The organism is Paraburkholderia polaris (assembly GCF_012927345.1).
GTDB lineage: Bacteria > Pseudomonadota > Gammaproteobacteria > Burkholderiales > Burkholderiaceae > Paraburkholderia > Paraburkholderia polaris.
Window position 1 is genome coordinate 72,777 of record NZ_JABBGJ010000001.1, and the last position, 19,036, is coordinate 91,812.

Consider the following 19,036-nt stretch of genomic DNA (forward strand, 5'->3'; position numbering starts at 1 on the left):
TGACTTCATTCTCGATTTCATTGTGATGCTGCGATGGTCAGCAGCGAAAGCACGACTGCGCTGACGCCACCGACTTCTTGCCCGCCCGAATTCCTTCGGGCGGGCATCTTGCTTTACGCTTCGCTCAGCGACCGCGGACGGCCTAAGGCGCTGCCCGGCAGGTCGCCGCACTCAGCGCCGTGGCCGGTTTCACCCTGCTTCGACGCAACGCTGACGTCGATATCGGGGTGATCCGTTTCAAAAAAGAATCCCAGGAACGGATGGTTGACCTTCGACCAGCGCTGACGGACCAAAGCAACCGGTTTCGCCATCACCCGATGGGGCATCCCGCCAACGTGCGCCATCGGCAGGAATTCGTTCTGGCCATATACATCGCCGAACAGCATCGCTTCGTATTCCCGATCGAGCGGTGAACGCGCCGTAATTAACATCCAGTCGACCCCGTTCTGCGCGCAATACATAAAAAACGCCTTGCACAGCGCCACCTTCACCGTCCGGCCGATTGCACCGCGCGCGACGCCGAGCCGCGTCGCCTCGGCGAGGCGCGCCTGGCCCAGCCAGTCCGGCAGGCGGACCGATTGTTCGACGGCAAGCGGACCGAATGCGTTCGTCTGGACCCGCATGGTGCCGAGCGGGCCGCCATCCAGCCGCGACTGCGCGAGTAGCACGACCGTGCCGGGCGCGCCATCCAACGCCTCGACGCCCATGGTCTCGGCAAATTCCGGCAAGTGGCGCCGATAGGCGGCGCGGCGCATCTCGACGGCCTTGTCGAGGTCAGCCAGGTTACTTACCACCTTTATCGTAAACGGCAACCTTTCCGTTTTCTTTACGGTGCTCAGATTAAAGCGTTCTTCGAGCGGCGCATAACCCGTATTTTGCGTCAAAACGACTGAATCGATGCGGTCCATTTCAACCCCGTAGGTGAGTGAGAAAAAAAAGCGTCGCTGTGTCGACGCGGCAGAGACGCGCCTAACGCGACAAACTAGATTCTCATGAACGCAAACACGGTGATATGCACAGCCGGGAAAATTCGGAGAGCCGGGTTTGAGGAGAAAGTTTTTGGAATCCGAAAAGAATTTGCGCCAGAGACCTCGAACCGCCTTTCTGACTGAGGCGGCGAGCGCAAAAGTGCGTTTGAGGGAAGATTGAATCGATACCCGGCGGACGCCGGGCGGACACGGGCGAAAGCGCGAAACTTGTGGCCCGGCGCGCTCATCCGGGAAAAGCACCACATCGCGCGGCGTGTTAGCTACCTATACTCGGTTTTGGCCTGCTGTCGCCGACACGCGGCTTACCTCTTCTTGTCCACGCGATGAACCCGATCGACTTCGAGTCACTGCACGCGCGGTTGCTAGCTTCGGACGATGACGACATCAAAAAGACGGCGCATCATTTTGAACCGGTGTTTCGTAGCGTAAAGTTCCGGCCGCGCGAGCCGGTTTCTGCCGTCGACGACGCGCGCCTCGCGCAACTGTGCGCCGCTTTTCCGACGCCGTTCGCCCGCAAGGTGTCGGACTGGTCCGTTGCAATGGACACGCTGAACGCGAACTGTCGCGCGTGGGAAGCAGCAACAGGCGAATCGTCGTTAAAGCGCGAACTGCTGGCGGCCCAGGTTTCAAAAAGCTTTCAGGAGGTCTTCCTCAGCATCTGGGACTGCTGGCGGCAAATTGTCCATTTCCTGCCCTTCATCCTGATTGCGATGCTGCGTCGCATCGACGACGACACGCTCCGCCAACATGCAGCGCACCAACTGGGTAGGGCGCTCTTTTTCTACAAAACCTTCTACGAAAAAATCGGCGACGCGCGCCGCCGTGAAGCCGACCAACTGGAGCTGGTGATCTTCCTGCTGCTCGTGTTTCGCCGCCTGTCGCGCAGCCGTCAGCTAGGCAGTGAGTTTTTTTTCGCTCCGCTTGCGGCCAGTCATCCGAACGGTTTTTCAGGCGTGTTCCCCGAGCGTTTCGACGAGAACCTGAGGCTGATCCAGCGAATCCGCAATCGCGTGATTCACGACGGCATTCAGAGCCGCGCGCCCGACCTGATCGAACCGGTCATCCGCCTCACCAGCGTGTGCTTTCTGGACATGCTCGGCACGCTGCTGCCGGTGTGCGAGGCGTATTCCATCGGCTATGTGCTGAACCTGCAGGTCGGTGAGGATCGCATCAAGGCCACGGTGCTGGATTTCTCCGGGCTCGAGGGTCCGCTGGAAATTCAGCGCGAGGTGGTGACCGAGCCGCAATCCAGCGAATACGCATTTGAGGAGTTGCAGCTTTATCTGATCGCCAGACAGAGCGCTGCGAACACTGCGCCGCTCGGCCATGCGGATTATCTCGATCTCACGCCGTTTCTGATCTCCGAGCGCCCGCGTGAAGCACCAGGCGGCCCGAGGCAAATGCTGTTCGCGCTGCAGCAGTATCTTGCGCCGCTCAGCCAGTTGCTGTTTCGGGAGTTGAGCGGCACGGCGCAACGCAACCTGCCACTCGGCGTCGACAATCCACAGGGACGCTCGCTGCTCGACAAGATCGAAAGCTTCAAGTCGCGCACCGGCGAACTGACCGCGCAGATCGTGATTCGTACCGGCTCGGGCGTCAGCGTCGCCCAAATGCGCAGCGTGCTGTGGAGCATCGCCAAACATCATTTGAGCGATCTTCTGCCGACCTCGCTTTATGACGAACGCGGCGCGCTCACGCCGCTGCAGATGACGTTGCCCGACGCGTCTCGCATGGCCTACGATCCCGCATTATTCGTCGAACCGCAAAACGGCGGCCAACTGCTGACCTTCTTCGGCTCCGACCGGCGTGGGCTGCTGGTGATCGGCGACTCGGGCTGCGGCAAGTCGAATCTGCTGATTCATCACTATCTGGCGAGCCTGCGCGCCGGCGGTCTCGCGATTTTTCTGGCCGGCAGGCAGTTCGATACGGCGTTGTTTCGCGACACGCTGGCCAACAGCGTGCTCGCGAAGGTGTCCGCCGACTGGAGGACGCTCGCCGACCTGCACGAATTTCTGGACGAGTACGACGAGACACTGCTGATCTTCATCGATGCGGTGAACGAATACAGCGGCAAGCAAGGCGCGCTCGCTCTGCTCGACGATCTGATCGATACGGTGCAGACCGATCCTGCGCTGCGCCGCTGCAAAGTGATCGCGAGTTGCCGCAGCGAGACGTGGAATCGCTATGCCGAGCAGCGCAGAAGGACGCTCGATGCCAGCGTTTTTCTACTCGAAGACGGTGCGCCGCTGCACCTGCACGCCTTCGACAGTGTGGCGCTGAGGCGCACACTTTATGAGCATTACCAGCAGCACTATCGCTTGCTGCCCGCCTCGTTCGACGCGTTGTCCGACGCGGTGCGCGAGTTGATTGCGCAGCCTCTGCTGATGGCGCTGGTCGCGCAAGCCTATGCCAACGACAGGCCCGGCGAGGCCGCGCCCGGCGTCTCGATTCCCGCCGATCTCGACTACTACACGCTGTTCGACCGCCTGACTGAGCGCAAGAAAGACGCGGCCCTGGTGCTCGTACCGGTCGATGACGTGCTCGATCGGGAAACCGCGCCGGAAAAGCTCGACAAGTTCTGCAGGCTGCTCGCCGAGATGATCTATGCGCGCCTGACGGCCCCAGGCTCGCGCAAGGACGGCGCCGCCAGCCGCGACGCAGTGCCGGTCGACGAAGTGGACAAAAACCCCGCACTGCAAGCGTATGTGCGGCGCAGCGGCGTACTTTGCATACTCGATCTGGCGCTCGGCGTCGGCCTGATCGAGCGCAGCGAGACGCCGCAGCGCGATCCGAACGGCAAGCGCATCGTCGGCCGCGCTTTCCGTTTTTTTCATGATCAGTACACGCAGTACTGGCTATCGGCCGCCTATCAGCAAAGTATTCTCGGCTGGTTGGACGTCGAGGCGCTCGCCGATCCGGCACGGCTTGACGCACTAGTCGCGACGATGGCATCGATCGCCGCACACGCGATCGATGCGCCGGTGCTGACCGGCGCGCTCGACCACTGGCTACAGCGCAACCTGATTGATTTGCACGAAGGCAAGCTCGCCCCCATGATGCCGCTGCTCGAGCGGATCGTCGCGCACGAGTCGGCCGCGTTGCAAGTGCAACTGGTATCGATGCTATCCACGTTGATCTTGCGCGGCGCGCTGCCGGCGCCACAGGTGTACGAGCCGATCTTTGCGCAAGGCACGCCCGCGTTGCGCTTGCGCCTCGTGAGCAGCTTCGTCGATTTCTGGCCCGCGCTGCCGCCCGCCGCGGCGCGCGCACTGATCGAAGCCTGCGATGCGGAGCGCGACCGCGAAGTTCTGGAGCGTCTCGCGGACGTGTTTACCGTGCATCTGCTCGAAGATCATGCGGCGGTCATCGCTTACCTCGATACGGTGATCGACGCGTTCACCGCCGGCAGTGTGCTCAAGCTGGCGAGCGCGCGGCGGCAATTCCGTTTCATGCTGCAATTCACGGTGTTTTCGCTGATGGCGTCGTTCGATCACGCTGAGCGCGTCGCCGCGTTGCGGCAGTTGTTTCGCGCCAAATATGCGTCGGTCGCCGATCTGCTGTTCGGCGCGGATCACGGTGCGAGTCTGAAGGCGAAAGCCCGCACGCTGTTCCGCCAGATCCTCTATGCGCGGGCCGAGAGTTTTGGTGTGTCGCAATGGCATCGCTTCATCGGCTACATGGAGGAAAGCGGCAATCGCGAGTTCTACGTCGCGCGCGACGGCGTGGTTCAGCACGACCTGCTGCGCGAATTCCTGCCTTACGCGATCCAGTTGCATAACGGTGAGTTCGGCCAATTGACGCTCGAGCCGGGCACGCCGTTTCACGATTTGATGCTGCGTATGCTCGACTATCGCGTGATGAGCATCGTCGGCTATAACGCCGTGCTGGCGCTGCCGAGCGTGCTGCTCAGGCACGACTGGCCGGAGACCGAAGCGTTCGTGATGACATTGCTCGAGCGGCGTACCGACGCGGTCCGCTTCTTCGGCAACCTGCTGCTGCTCAATCTGTCGTATAGCGATCCGGCGCGGGCGCAGGCCTGCCTGAAGCTGATGCACGAGCGCATCGTGCCACTGATGCTGAGAGAGCGGCTCGACTGCGACTGGTCGATCATCTTCTGCATTGCCGATCTCGACGTGGAGGCGCTGTGGCCGACCTTCGAGCCCATCGTGCGGCAGCTGTTGGACCATGTCGAAAGTGCGGGCGATGCCGCCGCATGCGCCGCGTTCGGCGACGTACTGTACAAAGTCTGCTATTGCCCGGAGATCCGGCTGGGCCGCCGTATGATCGAGTTTCTGCTGACCGGTCAGTCGCGCTTTCTCGGGCCGCTATGGCGCGTGTGCACGCTGAAGGTATTCGCCGCGATGCTGGCGCGCAGCCCGGCGACGCTGCGCGCCGTGTGCGCCGCGCATGGCGTCGGCGAATCAGTGATCCGCGAGGCGCGTGCGCTGCAGTCGGACGATATCGTCATGCAGAGCCGGTTGTTTCCCATGCAGGTCGATGTGAATCGATTTACCGCATGGGTGTATGTCGGCGAGCCGCGGCTGCGCCGGACCGTCATCAAGTACTTTGTCGGCAGCCTGGCAACCGGAGATTCAATCGAGGATTTTTCGACCGGCGTGCGGCAAACCGTGGTGGCACTGATGCGCGTGTTCTTCGGCGGCGACGCGACCCGTACGCACGAGGTGCCGGCCGGGCCACTGTCATTCGACGATATCGAGGCCGCCACGCTTGCAGCACGCGGCTGGCGACGCCGCGCCGCGCGGGTGGCGATGGGGCCCGCCAGTTCTCCCTGAAAGCAGGATCAATCGCCAGCGGCGGCAACCGCAACAGCCGCGCCCGGCGCAAGCCGCACCCGCGACACCAGCCACGCCGCCAGCACGAACCACGCGGCGGCAATCGCAAACGCGACCACATAGGCAGGCCCCGCGCCCGCAAAACCCTTGACCCACGAGAGCATCCAGCCGGTACCCGCGGGCCCGAGGATCTGCGGCAGCACCATCGAAATATGCCAGATGCCCATGTCCTTGCCGGCCGATGAGCCGGTCGGCAGTACTTCGAGTGCGAGCGCCCAGTCGACCGACTGATAAGCGCCGTACGCGGCGCTGAACACGAGCGCGACCGGCACCACCAGCACCAGTGCCGGATGCAGCGCGAGCAGCACGTATCCGACCGCCGCGCCGGCCATGATCCAGCTCGTCACCCGGACAATCGCGACCACGCCGTGCCGATCCGCCAGCCGCGCGCCCCAAACGCTGGCCGGAATCGCCAGCACCGCACCGGCGCCGAGCAGCGCGTTTAGCACGTCAACCGGATGATGCAGGCCGATGGCGTCTTGCAGATAGAACAGCATGAAGGTGAAGATCGACCAGATGCCCATGTTCGCGAAGAGCCGCGTCACCAGCACCCAGTAGAAGTTCGCATGCGCATGCGGGTCGAGATAGAACGACCTGACGAACGCGCGCCATGCGATCGGTTCGTGCGCAGCAACGGGCGTCGGTTCGCGCTTGCCGCGCACGGTGAAATACAGACAGACGAGTGCAATCGCGATGAATGCTCCAAGCGCCGCGCCAAGATGGCCCGGTTTATAGAGCGCGAGCAGCACGGCGTTGCCGGTCACGCTGCCCAGCACCGTCATCACATTCAGCCACGCGCTGGCTCGAGTACGCTCGCCCGGAGGCACGACATCCGGCACCAGACCGGCATACGCGCCGGCAGCCCAGTTCCACCAGAACTGCAGATGCAGAAACGCAAGCGTATAGAGCAGCACGGTGCCGGCCGAGTCGAACGGCGCGAGCAGCGCGAGCGCGACGCAGGTGCCGAGCATGCCCGTCACGATAAACGGCCGCCGCCTTCCGCCTGGCGCCACGCAACGGTCTGATAACGCGCCCGCCAGCGGCGCGACGACCAGCGCCATCGCCGCACCGGCCGCGATCACGCTGCCGCTCACGCCTTCCTTGAGCGCGGCGTTCGGTCCGAGCAAGCGGGCAATCTGGTCCGGCACGATCACCGGCACGACGGTCATCCACTGCGCAAACAGCGCAAACCACAATGCGGCGAGCTGCACATGGGTGAGCGTCGAAAAGCGCCGCGCCGACGACACGGTGCGGGTAACGGGCGCGGCGCTGGAGAGGCTCATCTGCGCCGCCGTTCAGGGTCGCCGCACCAGATCGGCGGCGCTCGACGCGGACGCGCGCTCTTCCGAACTCTGCAGCATCTGATCGAGCAGGGCGTCTTTGGCGCGGTCTTCCTGTTCTTCCTGCTCTTCCTGTTTTTCCTGCTCGGTGGCTTCGTCGCGGCCGTGGCTGCGCGCGTGATGGCTGGAGACACGCCGGTACGTGCGCCAGAACACCAAAGCGAACACCGCAATACCGAACACCGCGCCGATCAGATCGGCCTTGCCTTCGAACGTGAAGTGGCCCAGCAACTGCGCGAAGCCTTTGATTAGCTCGCGTGCGATCGTCAGCGCGGTCAGCCCGGCAAACGCTCCGGCACCGACGGCGGTGAGCTTGCGCGCGCTATACGCGCGGCGCAACTCGCTCTCCGTGCGCAGGTAGGCGTCGATGTCGTTCACGTCGTCGGTGAATTCGCGGAACATCTGATCGAGACCGAGCGCGCGGCGAAATGCCCGGTTCAACTCGTTGTGCATGCTGATGTGGCTGACCTGCGTGAAGCGGAACCAGTCGCGAAACAGTAGCGCGTCCCGGCGCAGCTCAGCGAACTTTTCGATGGTCTCCTCGGAACGGATGTCGTCGATGTGATGTGGCATCACCGAGCGGTGCGTGCGATCCACCAGAAAGCCCAATTCATGGGTCGCCAGCAGCGCAATCGGCACATAGTGCTGGCGCAGCGTATTGCTCTTATAGTCGAGCAGGAACGACGGCAATTCACCCGCGCCCGGTGCGGGCGCGACGATGGTCGCGCTGCCTTCCAGCGACACCGTATGCCCCACCGTCTCGAACGTCCGTACGCGCTCAATGCCGGCAAGCTGCGCGTCCACGACGTAATCGGTCGTGTAGTGGCGAGCGAGGTAGAGACCGAAGTGATCGGCATCCGCATGTGTCATCGGCGTGGCGAAGCGGGCGTAGGTGTAGCTGCGCAGGCGCCGCGTGTCAGCGGGCTTGCCGGCGCCGATCAGGCTGCGCACCAGCTGGTCGAGCGAAAACGCCGGCGCGTCGAGCGGCGTGCCTTGCCGCTCCACCCAACGGAGTTTGTGCGCATGCGTGAGCGCCACCAGGACCTCGAGTAGTTCGAGGGGCGTGAGCGCACCGCCGCCCAGCGGCGACGCGACTACGCGCACCGACATCAGCTGCTTGAGGGTCGACGGAAACACATACAGGTTCACCGCGTCGAGCGTGAGGGTCAGCGGCCTGGCTGCGACGCCGTGCGCTTCAAGCCGGGCCAATTCACGCCCGCGCCAGGTCAGCGCGATGCGCTTGCGCAGGCGCTGCTCGGGCGGCACGCTTTCTTCGTACAGGTCGGCGGAGTCAATCAGACGCTGCGCATGGACGCTGAGTTTGCAGCGGGTGGCGCGCAGCGGCACCGCCTCGCCGCCGCACGCCAGATCTCTGACATGGGGATAGAAGTCGCTGCCGACATCGCCGGGGGCTTTTTTCCAGACGCATTCGTTCGCATAACGGCGGCTCAACGCGGCGAATTGATCGGGTGGCAAACCAGAGAGGGCGACGTCCGCCAGGGCGGCGAGCGGCGTTGACGGACAGATCGTCGGGGGTTCCGTGTCTGGCGACCAGAAGCGGGCCCACCACCCCTGCGGAGGGGGCGGCGGCTCCGGGAGATCGAATTCATAGAACAGATGAATCTCATGATCCGCAAGCACCTGCCCGGCAATCCCCGACCATGCGCCTGCCATGATTCATGTCCTTGCTTTTGACCGCGTGCTTTTGACCGTTTAACGACGGTAGGACATCGATCGGCATTGCGCAAGCGCCGCCATCGCGCGCGCGTTCGGCGCACCGCGCAGCGCTGCCGGGGCGCCGGGACTGTGGATCGATCAGCGTCATTAACTACGGTTTCCGCGCAGTTCGAATTGCAGTAGCTATCGTGTCAGGACAGCATCACAGCCCTTTTCTTGCCTTGGCCACTGTCAATTAATATCTTTTGCGACCTAATTGCGCCGGAAAAATATATTGGACGTCTTACCGGTGCTCTCGCATTATTCGTACTTTCCCAGCAAACGCCGCCCCGCTATCGCGCGCCACCGCCTACGGGCCATCGGCGCGCCGGCACTGTTTTCAACCGTGCAGTGGCTGAACCGGGCGCAATTCTAATTTCAATTACCCCAATACCTGAGGACACAGATGCCTGATTATCGATCACGAACTTCGACCCATGGCCGCAACATGGCCGGCGCCCGCGCCTTGTGGCGCGCCACCGGAATGAAGGACGGTGATTTCGGCAAGCCCATTATTGCGGTGGTGAACTCGTTCACCCAGTTCGTGCCGGGCCATGTGCATCTGCGCGACCTGGGTGCGCTGGTCGCGAAGGAAATCGAAGCGGCCGGCGGCGTAGCTAAAGAATTCAACACCATCGCAGTGGACGACGGCATCGCCATGGGACACGGCGGCATGCTGTATTCGCTGCCCTCGCGCGAGCTGATTGCCGACTCGGTGGAATACATGGTCAACGCGCACTGTGCCGACGCCATGGTCTGCATCTCCAATTGCGACAAGATCACCCCGGGCATGCTGATGGCCGCCATGCGCCTGAACATCCCCGTTGTGTTCGTCTCCGGCGGTCCGATGGAAGCGGGCAAGGTCAAATCGCCGACCGACGGCCAGGTGATCGCCAAGATCGACCTGATCGACGCGATGATCAAGGCGGCCGACCCGAAGGTCAGCGACGCGGAAGTAGCCGAAATCGAGCGCAGCGCCTGCCCGACGTGCGGTTCCTGTTCGGGCATGTTCACCGCGAACTCGATGAACTGCCTGACCGAGGCCATCGGCCTCGCGTTGCCGGGCAACGGCACGATCGTCGCCACGCATGCATGGCGCAAGGGCCTGTTCGAACAGGCCGGGCGCCTGGTGGTGGACCTGTGCCGCCGCTACTATCAGGAAGAAGACGCGTCGGTCCTGCCGCGCAGCATCGCCAGCAAGCAGGCATTCGAGAACGCCATGGCGCTCGACGTGGCCATGGGCGGTTCGACCAATACCGTGCTGCATCTGCTGGCAGCGGCGCAGGAAGCCGGTGTCGATTTCACGATGTCCGACATCGATCGCATCTCGCGCAAAGTGCCGTGCCTATGCAAAGCGGCGCCCGCAACCGACAAATACCATATCGAAGACGTGCATCGTGCCGGCGGCATTCTCGGCATTCTCGGTGAACTGGCCCGCGCGGATCTGCTCGACCTGTCGTGCGGCAACGTGCATAGCGGCACGCTGGACAATGCCATTGCGAAATGGGACGTCGCTGGCGGCGCGGGCGAAGAAGCGCAGAAATTTTTCCGCGCGGCCCCGGGCGGCATTCCGACTACCGTCGCGTTCAGCCAGGAAGCCACGTTCGCGTCGCTGGATACCGACCGCAAGACCGGTTGTATCCGCAGCAAGCAGGACGCGTATTCGAAAGACGGCGGCCTCGCCGTGCTCTACGGCAACCTCGCGGAGAAGGGTTGCATCGTCAAGACCGCCGGTGTCGACGAATCGCAATGGATTTTCTCCGGGCGCGCGCGCGTCTTCGAGAGCCAGGACGACGCCGTCGAAGCCATTCTGGGCGACAAGGTGGTGGCGGGCGACGTGGTCGTGATCCGTTACGAAGGCCCGAAGGGCGGCCCGGGCATGCAGGAAATGCTTTACCCCACGTCGTATCTGAAATCCAAGGGCTTGGGCAAGACCTGCGCGCTGTTTACCGATGGCCGCTTCTCCGGCGGTTCGTCAGGGCTGGTGATCGGGCATGCTTCGCCGGAAGCGGCCGAAGGCGGCACGATCGGCCTGGTGGAAGACGGTGATGTGATCGAGATCGACATTCCTACGCGCAAGATGCACCTGGTGGTGTCGGACGCGGAATTGGCACGCCGTCGCGAAGCCATGGAGGCACGCGGCGACAATGCCTGGATGCCGGTGGGTCGTGAGCGCGTGGTGTCGCAAGCGTTGCAGGCCTACGCGGCGCTGGCGACCTCGGCCGACCGTGGCGCGGTACGGGATCTCTCGCAACTTAAGCGCAAGTGAAGCAGAACGGCTCTGTCGCGCCAAGGCGATCAGGGCCAAAGAGATCGATAGGCCGAGTAAGGCCTATCGGTCGCGGTGCTGATCGGCCTACAGGCGTCGACCAGCGACAGCCGCGGACGGCCACGCCCTCGCAATGAGTGCGGGCCGCCCCGATACCCCCCGCATCGGGTGGGTAAGCTGGCAAATGCTCCGGAACGTCACGCTCCAAACTTATCATTCCAACGGTGCGTTCCATCATTGCCATGTGCCCCGTTCACCGGGAAGTATCGAAGGTTGGGGTTACCCGCTAAGTTCGGCGACAAGGCCGGACAGGCGGGCAATGCGGTAGCGGTACAGGGGTGCTTGCGGACAATTTTTTAGATGTTCGACGCGATCTCGCCAGTATGTCGGCGGAAAAGGTTTTTGTGGCGCGCATGCGATCACGCGTTCTAAATGAACGAGTTCGCTTTCGAAAAGGTGGTGGTGCATTGTTTGAATCCCCCGTGGATGGCCAGTCTGGTCCGTTCGCGACGCCGCTAACAATCTGACACCGCGTAGGGCTGCTAAAGCAGATTCTCTTTCCGCGCAGTGGATCTCGGCGGCTATGCAATGCAAAAAGACCGCTGACCTGGCTCTCCAGATAAATCTGTCGGAGTGGCCGGGTGTGCGAGTGCCGCGGTCAGATTATTTGAATGCTCTGCTGAGGATCGGTGGATTTGCCGCGGTCGGCGCAGGCTAATTAAAAAGGGCGAGCCGCCGCTGCTTGTCCCCGGAAGGGGGCAACGACGGCCGAACCCCGCAGCGTCTCGCCCGGTGCGTAGCCAGACGAATTCCGCCATTTCGGCGCCACGCATCGCAACGATCTTCTCTACGGAAGCATTCAGTCGCCATGTGTCGACACACGACAGTCACAACTACAGCACGGCCCTCTCTCAATCTGCCACCATCGACTCGGTGTCGTTGGCGTCGATCGGCGCGTCGGCAATAATTCGGAAAACTAACCGAAGGATCGTGATGACTAGCGGCGATCCCTCGATCAGCGACGTCGGCTATCCAGCAACAAAAACGGGACGTCGCCGGACGTCGGTGCATCGAATACATTGCAGCGCGCGATCTTGTTTGGTCTCTCAGGCTCCCCGGTATTTCGGACAGATTCATTGCACGTTCTGGGCGCCGCTACCGCCTGTCTGGGCTGTTCTTTTGAGGCGGTGATCGCTATCGGTTTTAAGTAAGCAATGATCGTGCCATATCGGTAAGCCGCGTGGAAGCGGGAACATCGGAACATTTCATTCACGACATTGGACAGTCCCGTCCATGTGTTGCGTTGAAAGTGGACGATTTCGTCCAATTGAGTGGTTCCGGCACGTTGAGGGGCCATTTCGTCCACTTGGGGGGCGAAATCGATAAGGAGGCTGGGAAGCGTTTGGGACAGGGCCGATTAAGGCGAGAACATCCGGCGCGGCAATCGCGCGCCGCGCCGGATGGACATGGAGAGACGCGCGGCGGTTACGACTGGAGGCTGACCTTACTGTAGGTCAGCCGGCTGGGGCGCACCTGCATACGAACCAGCGACACGAGGAAGCTGAAACCGGCCTGATTCGGATCGATCACCGGCACATAGGCGCCCAGTTCCTCGCTAAGCAGCGTGGAGACGCGGCTCGCGACGTCCACGAAACCTGTGCACCCGAGCAGAATGGCTTGCGCGCCGTCGTCCTTGATCGCCTTCAGCGCCGCTTCAAAGGTGTGAACGACCACTACGTCGATGTTGTCGAGTTGCGCGACGGGGCAATCGATCGCGCGGATCGACGCGAAAGAGTCCTCAATGCCATAGGTTTGTGGATGACCGCGCTGCATCGCGAGCGTGCTTTGCAGGATCGTGATGATCGAGAATCGCTGGCTGAGCGCTAGGGCTGTGAACGCCGAAGCGGGAAAACCGCCGATGATCGGAATGTCGATCACCTCGCGCGCGGCTTCAACGCCGCACATATCGAAGTCGGTCAGCCAGATGCCGTCGAAACCGTCGTTTGCGATGGCCTGCGCGAGTTCGACCACCGGCATGCCGTTCTGCAGCCAGTTCGTGCGGTTCTCAATGTCGGGATGCCCCTCGGTGATGTTGCGAATCTCGACCTGTACGTCGGGCGGTACGACTGGCGCGATCGCCTTCAGGATGCGGTCGTTGTATTGCGACGTGGCGACGGGCACGAGCACGCAGATGCGCAGAGGTGACTTCAAAGGTGAGTTCAAGATGCGTCTCCCTTACGCACGGACTGGAGCGACTGGAGTGATTCCAGCGGCACATACGGGCCGAGATAGCCGAGCGAGTTCAGCAACTGCATGAAGCTGTCGAGGATCAGGCCTGGCTTGCGCAGTTCGGCTTCGGCACGCCAGGCGATTAGTGTCACGGGACGCTTGCCGATCACCGGGTTCAGCGAACCGTCATCTTGCACAAGATCGCCGTTACTGAAGATCGACTGGCCTTCGCCACCGACGAAATAGGCGACGCTGTCCGGCGACAGCACGATCGGCTGAGGACACGCGCTGTCCCACGCGAGCAGCGACTCGTTCTGGTACATCACCGTGTAGGTACGCTGGCCGGCCTGAATGCGAATCTTGCCGACGTCGAAGCCGCCGCTCGTATCGACTTCCGCCGAGACCAGCTCGCCGGGCTCGGAGATGGCCCGCGCGGCGAGCCCGCAATGTTCGGCGAGATAGCCGATCATCTGCCGGGCGCTGCCAATCTGCCCGGCTTGCAATGCGCGCCCAAGGTCCAGTGCGCGCGTCAACGTGCCACGAATCGGCGTCGCGCGGCCGATGTCGGTCGGCTTCATGACCCACATCGCGAGGCCGCCAAACTGGCCGAATTCGGGATCGGCGACGACCGGCCGCATCATCTGCTCGACGATCGCCGACACGTCGCGTTGATGGGTCGGACCGCCGTGGTTGCTGTCGCGCGGCGTCACGTCGAGCTCGACGCACAGGCCGCCCTGGCTCACGAGGAACGCCGGGCGTGGATCGATCTCGGCGGCCGCGAAGGTGAGCATTGGCAGCGAGGGCACGGCGCGGCCGGCGCCGTCGGCGTCGATGACCGCGAGGCCGAGCTTCGCTGCCACCAGCGCCGCCACCGTAAAGCCCAGCGCGCCGCTTTCCGGCGGCATCACATAAGCAAGCTTCACGGATTGCGAAGCGAGCCGGGTCTGGACGTTCTGCACGGCCGTCACTGGCCCGATCGGGTAGGTCGCTGAGTTGATTGCTTCCGGCGCGCCGAGATAGGCGACCATGACTGCCGCGCCTTCTGTGGCCTCGTCGACCGACACGACCTTGACCGTGTCGGCCGGGTAGTAATCGCCGGCTACAAAATGCGCGGCAAGGTGCCGCGCGGATTCGATCGTGCCACCGCCGCCGCTGCCGAAGAACGCTGCTCCCAATAGCAGCGGTTCCAGATCTTCCCGACGTAATTCATATGCCATTTATGGTTCCTTTATTGTCGACGTTGAAAGTAGCGTCCTGCTGGAGTTCGGCGAGCAAACCCATGGCGCTGGTGAAGCGAGTGGTCGGATCCGCCGTCAGCGAGCGCAAACCGCGCTCAAGTGTGTCGATTGCTTCGGCTATGCGGCCGGTGGAGCGCAGCAGGTCGGCGAGGTAACGCGCGGCGTCCACGCGCGCAGGCACCGAGCCGAACGCGAGTGCGGTGGACAGCGCGGTGCGCAGACCCAGTTCGGCAGCGTTCACTTCGCCGAGTGCCCACTGCGCGCGTGCCCGGGTGACCAGGAGTTCGCCCAGGTAGACACGTTCCTGACGGGCGAGGGTCTCGTCGATCGCGGCGGCGAGAATCGCCTCGCAGGTCTTCGCGCGACCGGCGCGCAGCAGCGCCTCGCCGTGCTGCCACGCCTTGAAGGAATAGAACAGCGCACCGCCGTTGCAAACGACGTGGTTGTCGTAGCCATCGAGCATAACCGCTTCCGCTTCGTCGGAATGGCCGAGCGAGCTGAGGTGGCACGCGCGGAGTATCTGGCCGATGCCGCGATAGAACGCGAAGCCGTTCGCGATCGACACCGATTCGAGTTCGCTCGCGAGGGGCCCTAGCCGGTCCAGGTCTTCGAACAGGCAGGCGAGCCAGGCGGCGCCCTGCAGGTTGACGGCATGAGCGAACGCGTGCGCGCCTGGCTCGGACGCGCGCAGGATCAACATCTCCATGGCGCGCCGCGCCTGCGCGAATGCGCCGATCTGGTAGGCGGCGAGTCCTTCGAAAGTCAACGCGAGACTGGCGAGATCGATCCCTTGCGAGCCAGTACGCGTGTCGTCGCGCGCCACGCCAAGCAGGTTGCCGCGCGCGAGACAGGCGAGGGCTTCCTCGCTGTCGCCAAGCCAGAAGAGGGTATTGGTCATCGCGACGTGAGCTTCGTCGAGTGAAACCCGGTCACCGCCGTTCTGCGCGCGCTCAAGCATGTTCTGCGCGGTCGCACGCGCTTGCTTGAGTTGAAGCGTCGTCAGCTGTGTGGTCCAGACGCCGAACTGGATCGCGGCGATTTCGGCGGGGGCACAGACGCCTTCGCCAATTGCCAGTGCGGCGGCGTAGCAGGCGGTAGCCTCCGCGTACAGCCAGCCATGCACGCTACGCAAGCTCATGCCGAGCAACCGGTAGGCGTCGAACTGTAGACGGCGCGCGGCCTCCTGTTCGTGGGGTGTCTGTAGCAGGTCGAGGCAGCGGCGCAACGGCGGAATGGCTTCGGCGAACTTCGATTCCTCGATCAGCGCGCTCGCATGTTCGAGACACTTGCGCGCTTCCCGGTGATGTTCCTCGCGCGATTTCAGACGCCGCTCGATTGTCTTGCGGCCCACGCCCAGCAGTGTGGCCGCCGCACTCTTGTTGCCTCCGGTCCGCTCGAGCGCGCGGTCGATCAAAAGGTCTTCGGCAGCGGCGAGCTTGTCGCGTCCTTCGAGTTGCAACAGCATGTCGGCCAGGCTTGCGCGCGACACCGGTCCACCGGTTTCGTTGGCGAGAAACGGCTCGAGCGAGTCGACATCGATGAGTGTGTTTTCGGCGAGCACGCTCAACTGGCTGATCAGGTTGCGCAATTGCCGGATGTGGCCCGGCCACCCGTGCTGAGCAAGCCGGCGGACGGCGGCCGGTGAAAACTCAAGACGACGCGCGTGCTGCGACGCGAAGTGGGTGACTAGGGCAGGGATGTCCTCGACGCGCTGCTCAAGTCCGGGCACTGCAAGCACGAAGACCGCGAGCCGGTAGAAGAGGTCCTCGCGGAATAGCCCTTCGCGCGCGAGTTCGCGCAGGTCGCGGTGGGTCGAGGCAACCACGCGTCCTGCGAAGTGCAGACTGGTTGACGAACCAATCGGACGGAAAGTTCGCGTTTCAAGTACGCGCAGCAGTTTGGGTTGCAGCGCGAGCGGCAGTTCGCCGATTTCATCGAGCAGCAGCGTGCCCTTGCCGACCTGCTGGAAAAGTCCCTGGCGGTTTTCGCCCGCGCCGGTGAACGCGCCTTTAACGTGCCCAAACAGTTCGGCTTCGACGAGGTTCTCTGGAATCGCGCCACAGTTGACGTCGACGAACGGTTGATCCTGGCGCAGGCTGTGCGCGTGCACACGGCGAGCGATCAGTTCCTTGCCCGAACCGGTTGGCCCAAAAATGAGCAACGGATGATCGGTAGGAGCGACCCGATCGATCATGCGGACCAGTTGGCGAAACGCTGGCGCGCCGCCCACGAAGGCGCCGGAATCAGCCTTGTCGTGGACGAACGGAACGATAGGGGGATAGCTCATTACAAAATACGCTCCACAAGAACCGCGCGTGGCTCTACGCGGAAATTGCCGTCGAAAAGACGGCGGTCATGCATTGACCTGGTGTCTGGCGAAGTCTTCCGATTGCACTGTCGGGACCGCCCGCCGCAAGAAGACAAGGAGTATGACGGCTTGTCGTCGCTATTGTCCTTTCGAAATTAATCCTCGCGCCAGCGCCTCTGCGGATTTCATCGCAGTGTCCTGCGAACTATGTATCGCTTTCTGGCTGATGACTGATGAAAGGTTGCAGCGGTGACGCCGATTCGGCGACGGTCGTGGTTTATTGCGGGTAAGGGCCGGGCATAAATGAGTATTTGCCGCGACGGCGGAAGCACGCCTAGCCGGTTTGACGATGCATTACCCGGATAACGGCGTCTCAGCGATGGTTCTTTAATGGTACCGAAGGGAGCGTTACAGAACCTGGACTGTGCAGCGGACTTGAGCGAGCAGATGAGCTCTCTGCGGTAGCGGTGATCGTAAAAATGAAAAGCGTCACGGATGCCGTCCCTGGCCTATCGCGCGAAAGGTGAATGTCAAAATTGGCGACCGCGCCGCAGCCGCCTGATCATTGAGCTTGCGGCCGAACGGTTCAGCCCGTGGAAGCATTCCTGGTAATGGCCGCCACGACTGCGTCACCCATCGCGCATGTGCCGACCTTGGTGGTGCCTTCGGAATAAATATCTGCCGTACGTAATCCCGATGCGAGCACATCTCTGACCGCAGATTCAATACGGTTTGCGGCGGCAGCCTGATTGAGTGAGAAACGCAACATCATGGCAGCGGACAGTATCGTAGCCAAAGGATTCGCGATGCCTTTGCCCGCGATGTCCGGAGCGCTGCCGTGGCTGGGTTCGTACAGGCCCTGGTTGCCTGCGTTCAGGCTGGCCGATGGCAGCATGCCAATGGAGCCAGTGAGCATTGCGGCTTCGTCACTGAGGATGTCGCCAAACATGTTGCCGGTGACGATCACGTCAAATTTCTTCGGCGCCTTGACCAGTTGCATCGCCGCATTGTCGACGTACATATGGTCGAGCTCTACGTCTGGGTAGTCCTTGCTGACTTCGGCCATGATGTCCCGCCAGAATTGAGAGGTTTCCAGCACATTAGCCTTGTCGACGCTGGTGACACGCCCATTGCGTTTGCGCGCAGCCTGGAAGGCGACATGGGCAATGCGCTCAACTTCGGGACGCGAGTAGCGCATGGTGTCGAAGCCTTCTTCCGCGCCGGGGAAATGACCGTCCGCCGCGGTGCGGCGTCCACGGGGTTGGCCAAAATAAACGTCGCCGGTCGCATCGCGGATGATCAGTATGTCAAGACCTGAGATGAGTTCCGGCTTGAGACTTGAAGCGCCGACCAGTTGCTCGTAGCAAATCGCAGGGCGGAGATTGGCAAACAGACCGAGATTCATACGCAGTCCGAGGATTGCCTGCTCGGGACGCAAGGGGCGGTCCAACTGGTCGTATCTCCAATCGCCCACGGCGCCGAACAACACGGCGTCGGCCTCCTTGGCCAGCTTCAGCGTGGCTTCCGGCAGCGGATGATTGGTTGCCGCGTAGGCCACACCTCCAGCCAGGGCGAATTCGGTTTCAAGTTTCAGGTCCAGGACATTCAGGACCTTGATGGCTTCAGCGACGATTTCGGTTCCGATGCCGTCGCCCGGAAGGATTGCGATTTTCATGGGCAGATTTTCTGTAGGTTGAATAATTCACTGGCTCGTTTCAGGTCTTTTCGTATCGACCGGCGCGTCGATTCGCTCAAGATCTCTGCCTTTGGCGTGGGTCTGCTTTGACTAGATACGCGTGCGCACTGGGCTCGAACCGCACACTGAAGACTGCGTTGGATCCGTTGTTATCTGAAATGAACTCGCGGCTGGTGAATTAAAAAGTATTGTTCACCCACTTTTAAACCCGGACAAGGCAAGTGTCGATCCCGGTATAAATGGTGCCGTGATCGATTCTCATACTCGGCGAGCGCAGAGAACTTTCAAGCTCGAACTTCCTGATCGGAGCAACGTACGCGCGGCGGTCGGCGAACCCTGGCTCGAAATGTTGTCGACTCTTCCCGTCCCGGTGAGCTCGCCGAAATCGAGCGACACCA

The 19,036-nt window shown here is 62.4% G+C and carries 9 protein-coding genes; 2 read left to right on the forward strand and 7 right to left on the reverse strand.

What is annotated here, in order from left to right:
• Nucleotides 1-113: 113 nt before the first annotated feature.
• Complete coding sequence (locus tag HHL24_RS00320; RefSeq protein ID WP_230417277.1) at nucleotides 114-1,232, reverse strand: N-acyl amino acid synthase FeeM domain-containing protein; 1,119 nt, start codon at nucleotides 1,230-1,232, stop codon at nucleotides 114-116.
• An 80-nt stretch (nucleotides 1,233-1,312) separates the two neighbouring features.
• On the opposite strand from HHL24_RS00320, the gene HHL24_RS00325 reads away from it, so the two are divergent.
• Entirely contained in the window at nucleotides 1,313-5,782 is a 4,470-nt protein-coding gene (locus HHL24_RS00325) for an NACHT domain-containing protein (RefSeq protein WP_169483395.1), read from the forward strand.
• A gap of 8 nt (nucleotides 5,783-5,790) precedes the next feature.
• Here the strand turns inward: HHL24_RS00325 and HHL24_RS00330 are convergent, their stop codons facing one another.
• Complete coding sequence (locus HHL24_RS00330) at nucleotides 5,791-7,125, reverse strand: MFS transporter (RefSeq protein WP_169483396.1); 1,335 nt, start codon at nucleotides 7,123-7,125, stop codon at nucleotides 5,791-5,793.
• 12 nt (nucleotides 7,126-7,137) lie between these two features.
• Nucleotides 7,138-8,856, reverse strand: coding sequence for a hypothetical protein (locus HHL24_RS00335; protein WP_169483397.1), 1,719 nt, complete (start codon nucleotides 8,854-8,856; stop codon nucleotides 7,138-7,140).
• A 448-nt stretch (nucleotides 8,857-9,304) separates the two neighbouring features.
• Between HHL24_RS00335 and ilvD the strand changes: the two genes are divergently transcribed.
• Nucleotides 9,305-11,167: a dihydroxy-acid dehydratase gene (gene ilvD, locus HHL24_RS00340; RefSeq protein WP_169483398.1), complete on the forward strand. Its 1,863-nt coding sequence runs from the start codon at nucleotides 9,305-9,307 to the stop codon at nucleotides 11,165-11,167.
• Nucleotides 11,168-12,652: 1,485 nt separating this feature from the next.
• Here ilvD and HHL24_RS00345 read toward each other — a convergent pair.
• The 4 genes from HHL24_RS00345 to leuB form a co-directional block, all read right to left on the reverse strand.
• On the reverse strand, nucleotides 12,653-13,378 hold the full coding sequence (locus HHL24_RS00345; RefSeq protein WP_169483570.1) for an aspartate/glutamate racemase family protein: 726 nt from the start codon (nucleotides 13,376-13,378) through the stop codon (nucleotides 12,653-12,655).
• Between the two features lie 8 nt (nucleotides 13,379-13,386).
• On the reverse strand, nucleotides 13,387-14,613 hold the full coding sequence (locus HHL24_RS00350) for a DUF917 domain-containing protein (protein WP_169483399.1): 1,227 nt from the start codon (nucleotides 14,611-14,613) through the stop codon (nucleotides 13,387-13,389).
• Nucleotides 14,603-16,921, reverse strand: a complete 2,319-nt coding sequence (locus HHL24_RS00355; protein ID WP_169483400.1) for a sigma-54-dependent transcriptional regulator — start codon at nucleotides 16,919-16,921, stop codon at nucleotides 14,603-14,605. Before HHL24_RS00355 ends, HHL24_RS00350 begins: the two co-directional genes overlap by 11 nt.
• A gap of 607 nt (nucleotides 16,922-17,528) precedes the next feature.
• Nucleotides 17,529-18,617 (reverse strand): 3-isopropylmalate dehydrogenase, encoded by a 1,089-nt coding sequence (gene leuB, locus HHL24_RS00360; protein ID WP_169483401.1) that lies wholly within the window; start codon nucleotides 18,615-18,617, stop codon nucleotides 17,529-17,531.
• Nucleotides 18,618-19,036 lie beyond the last annotated feature (419 nt).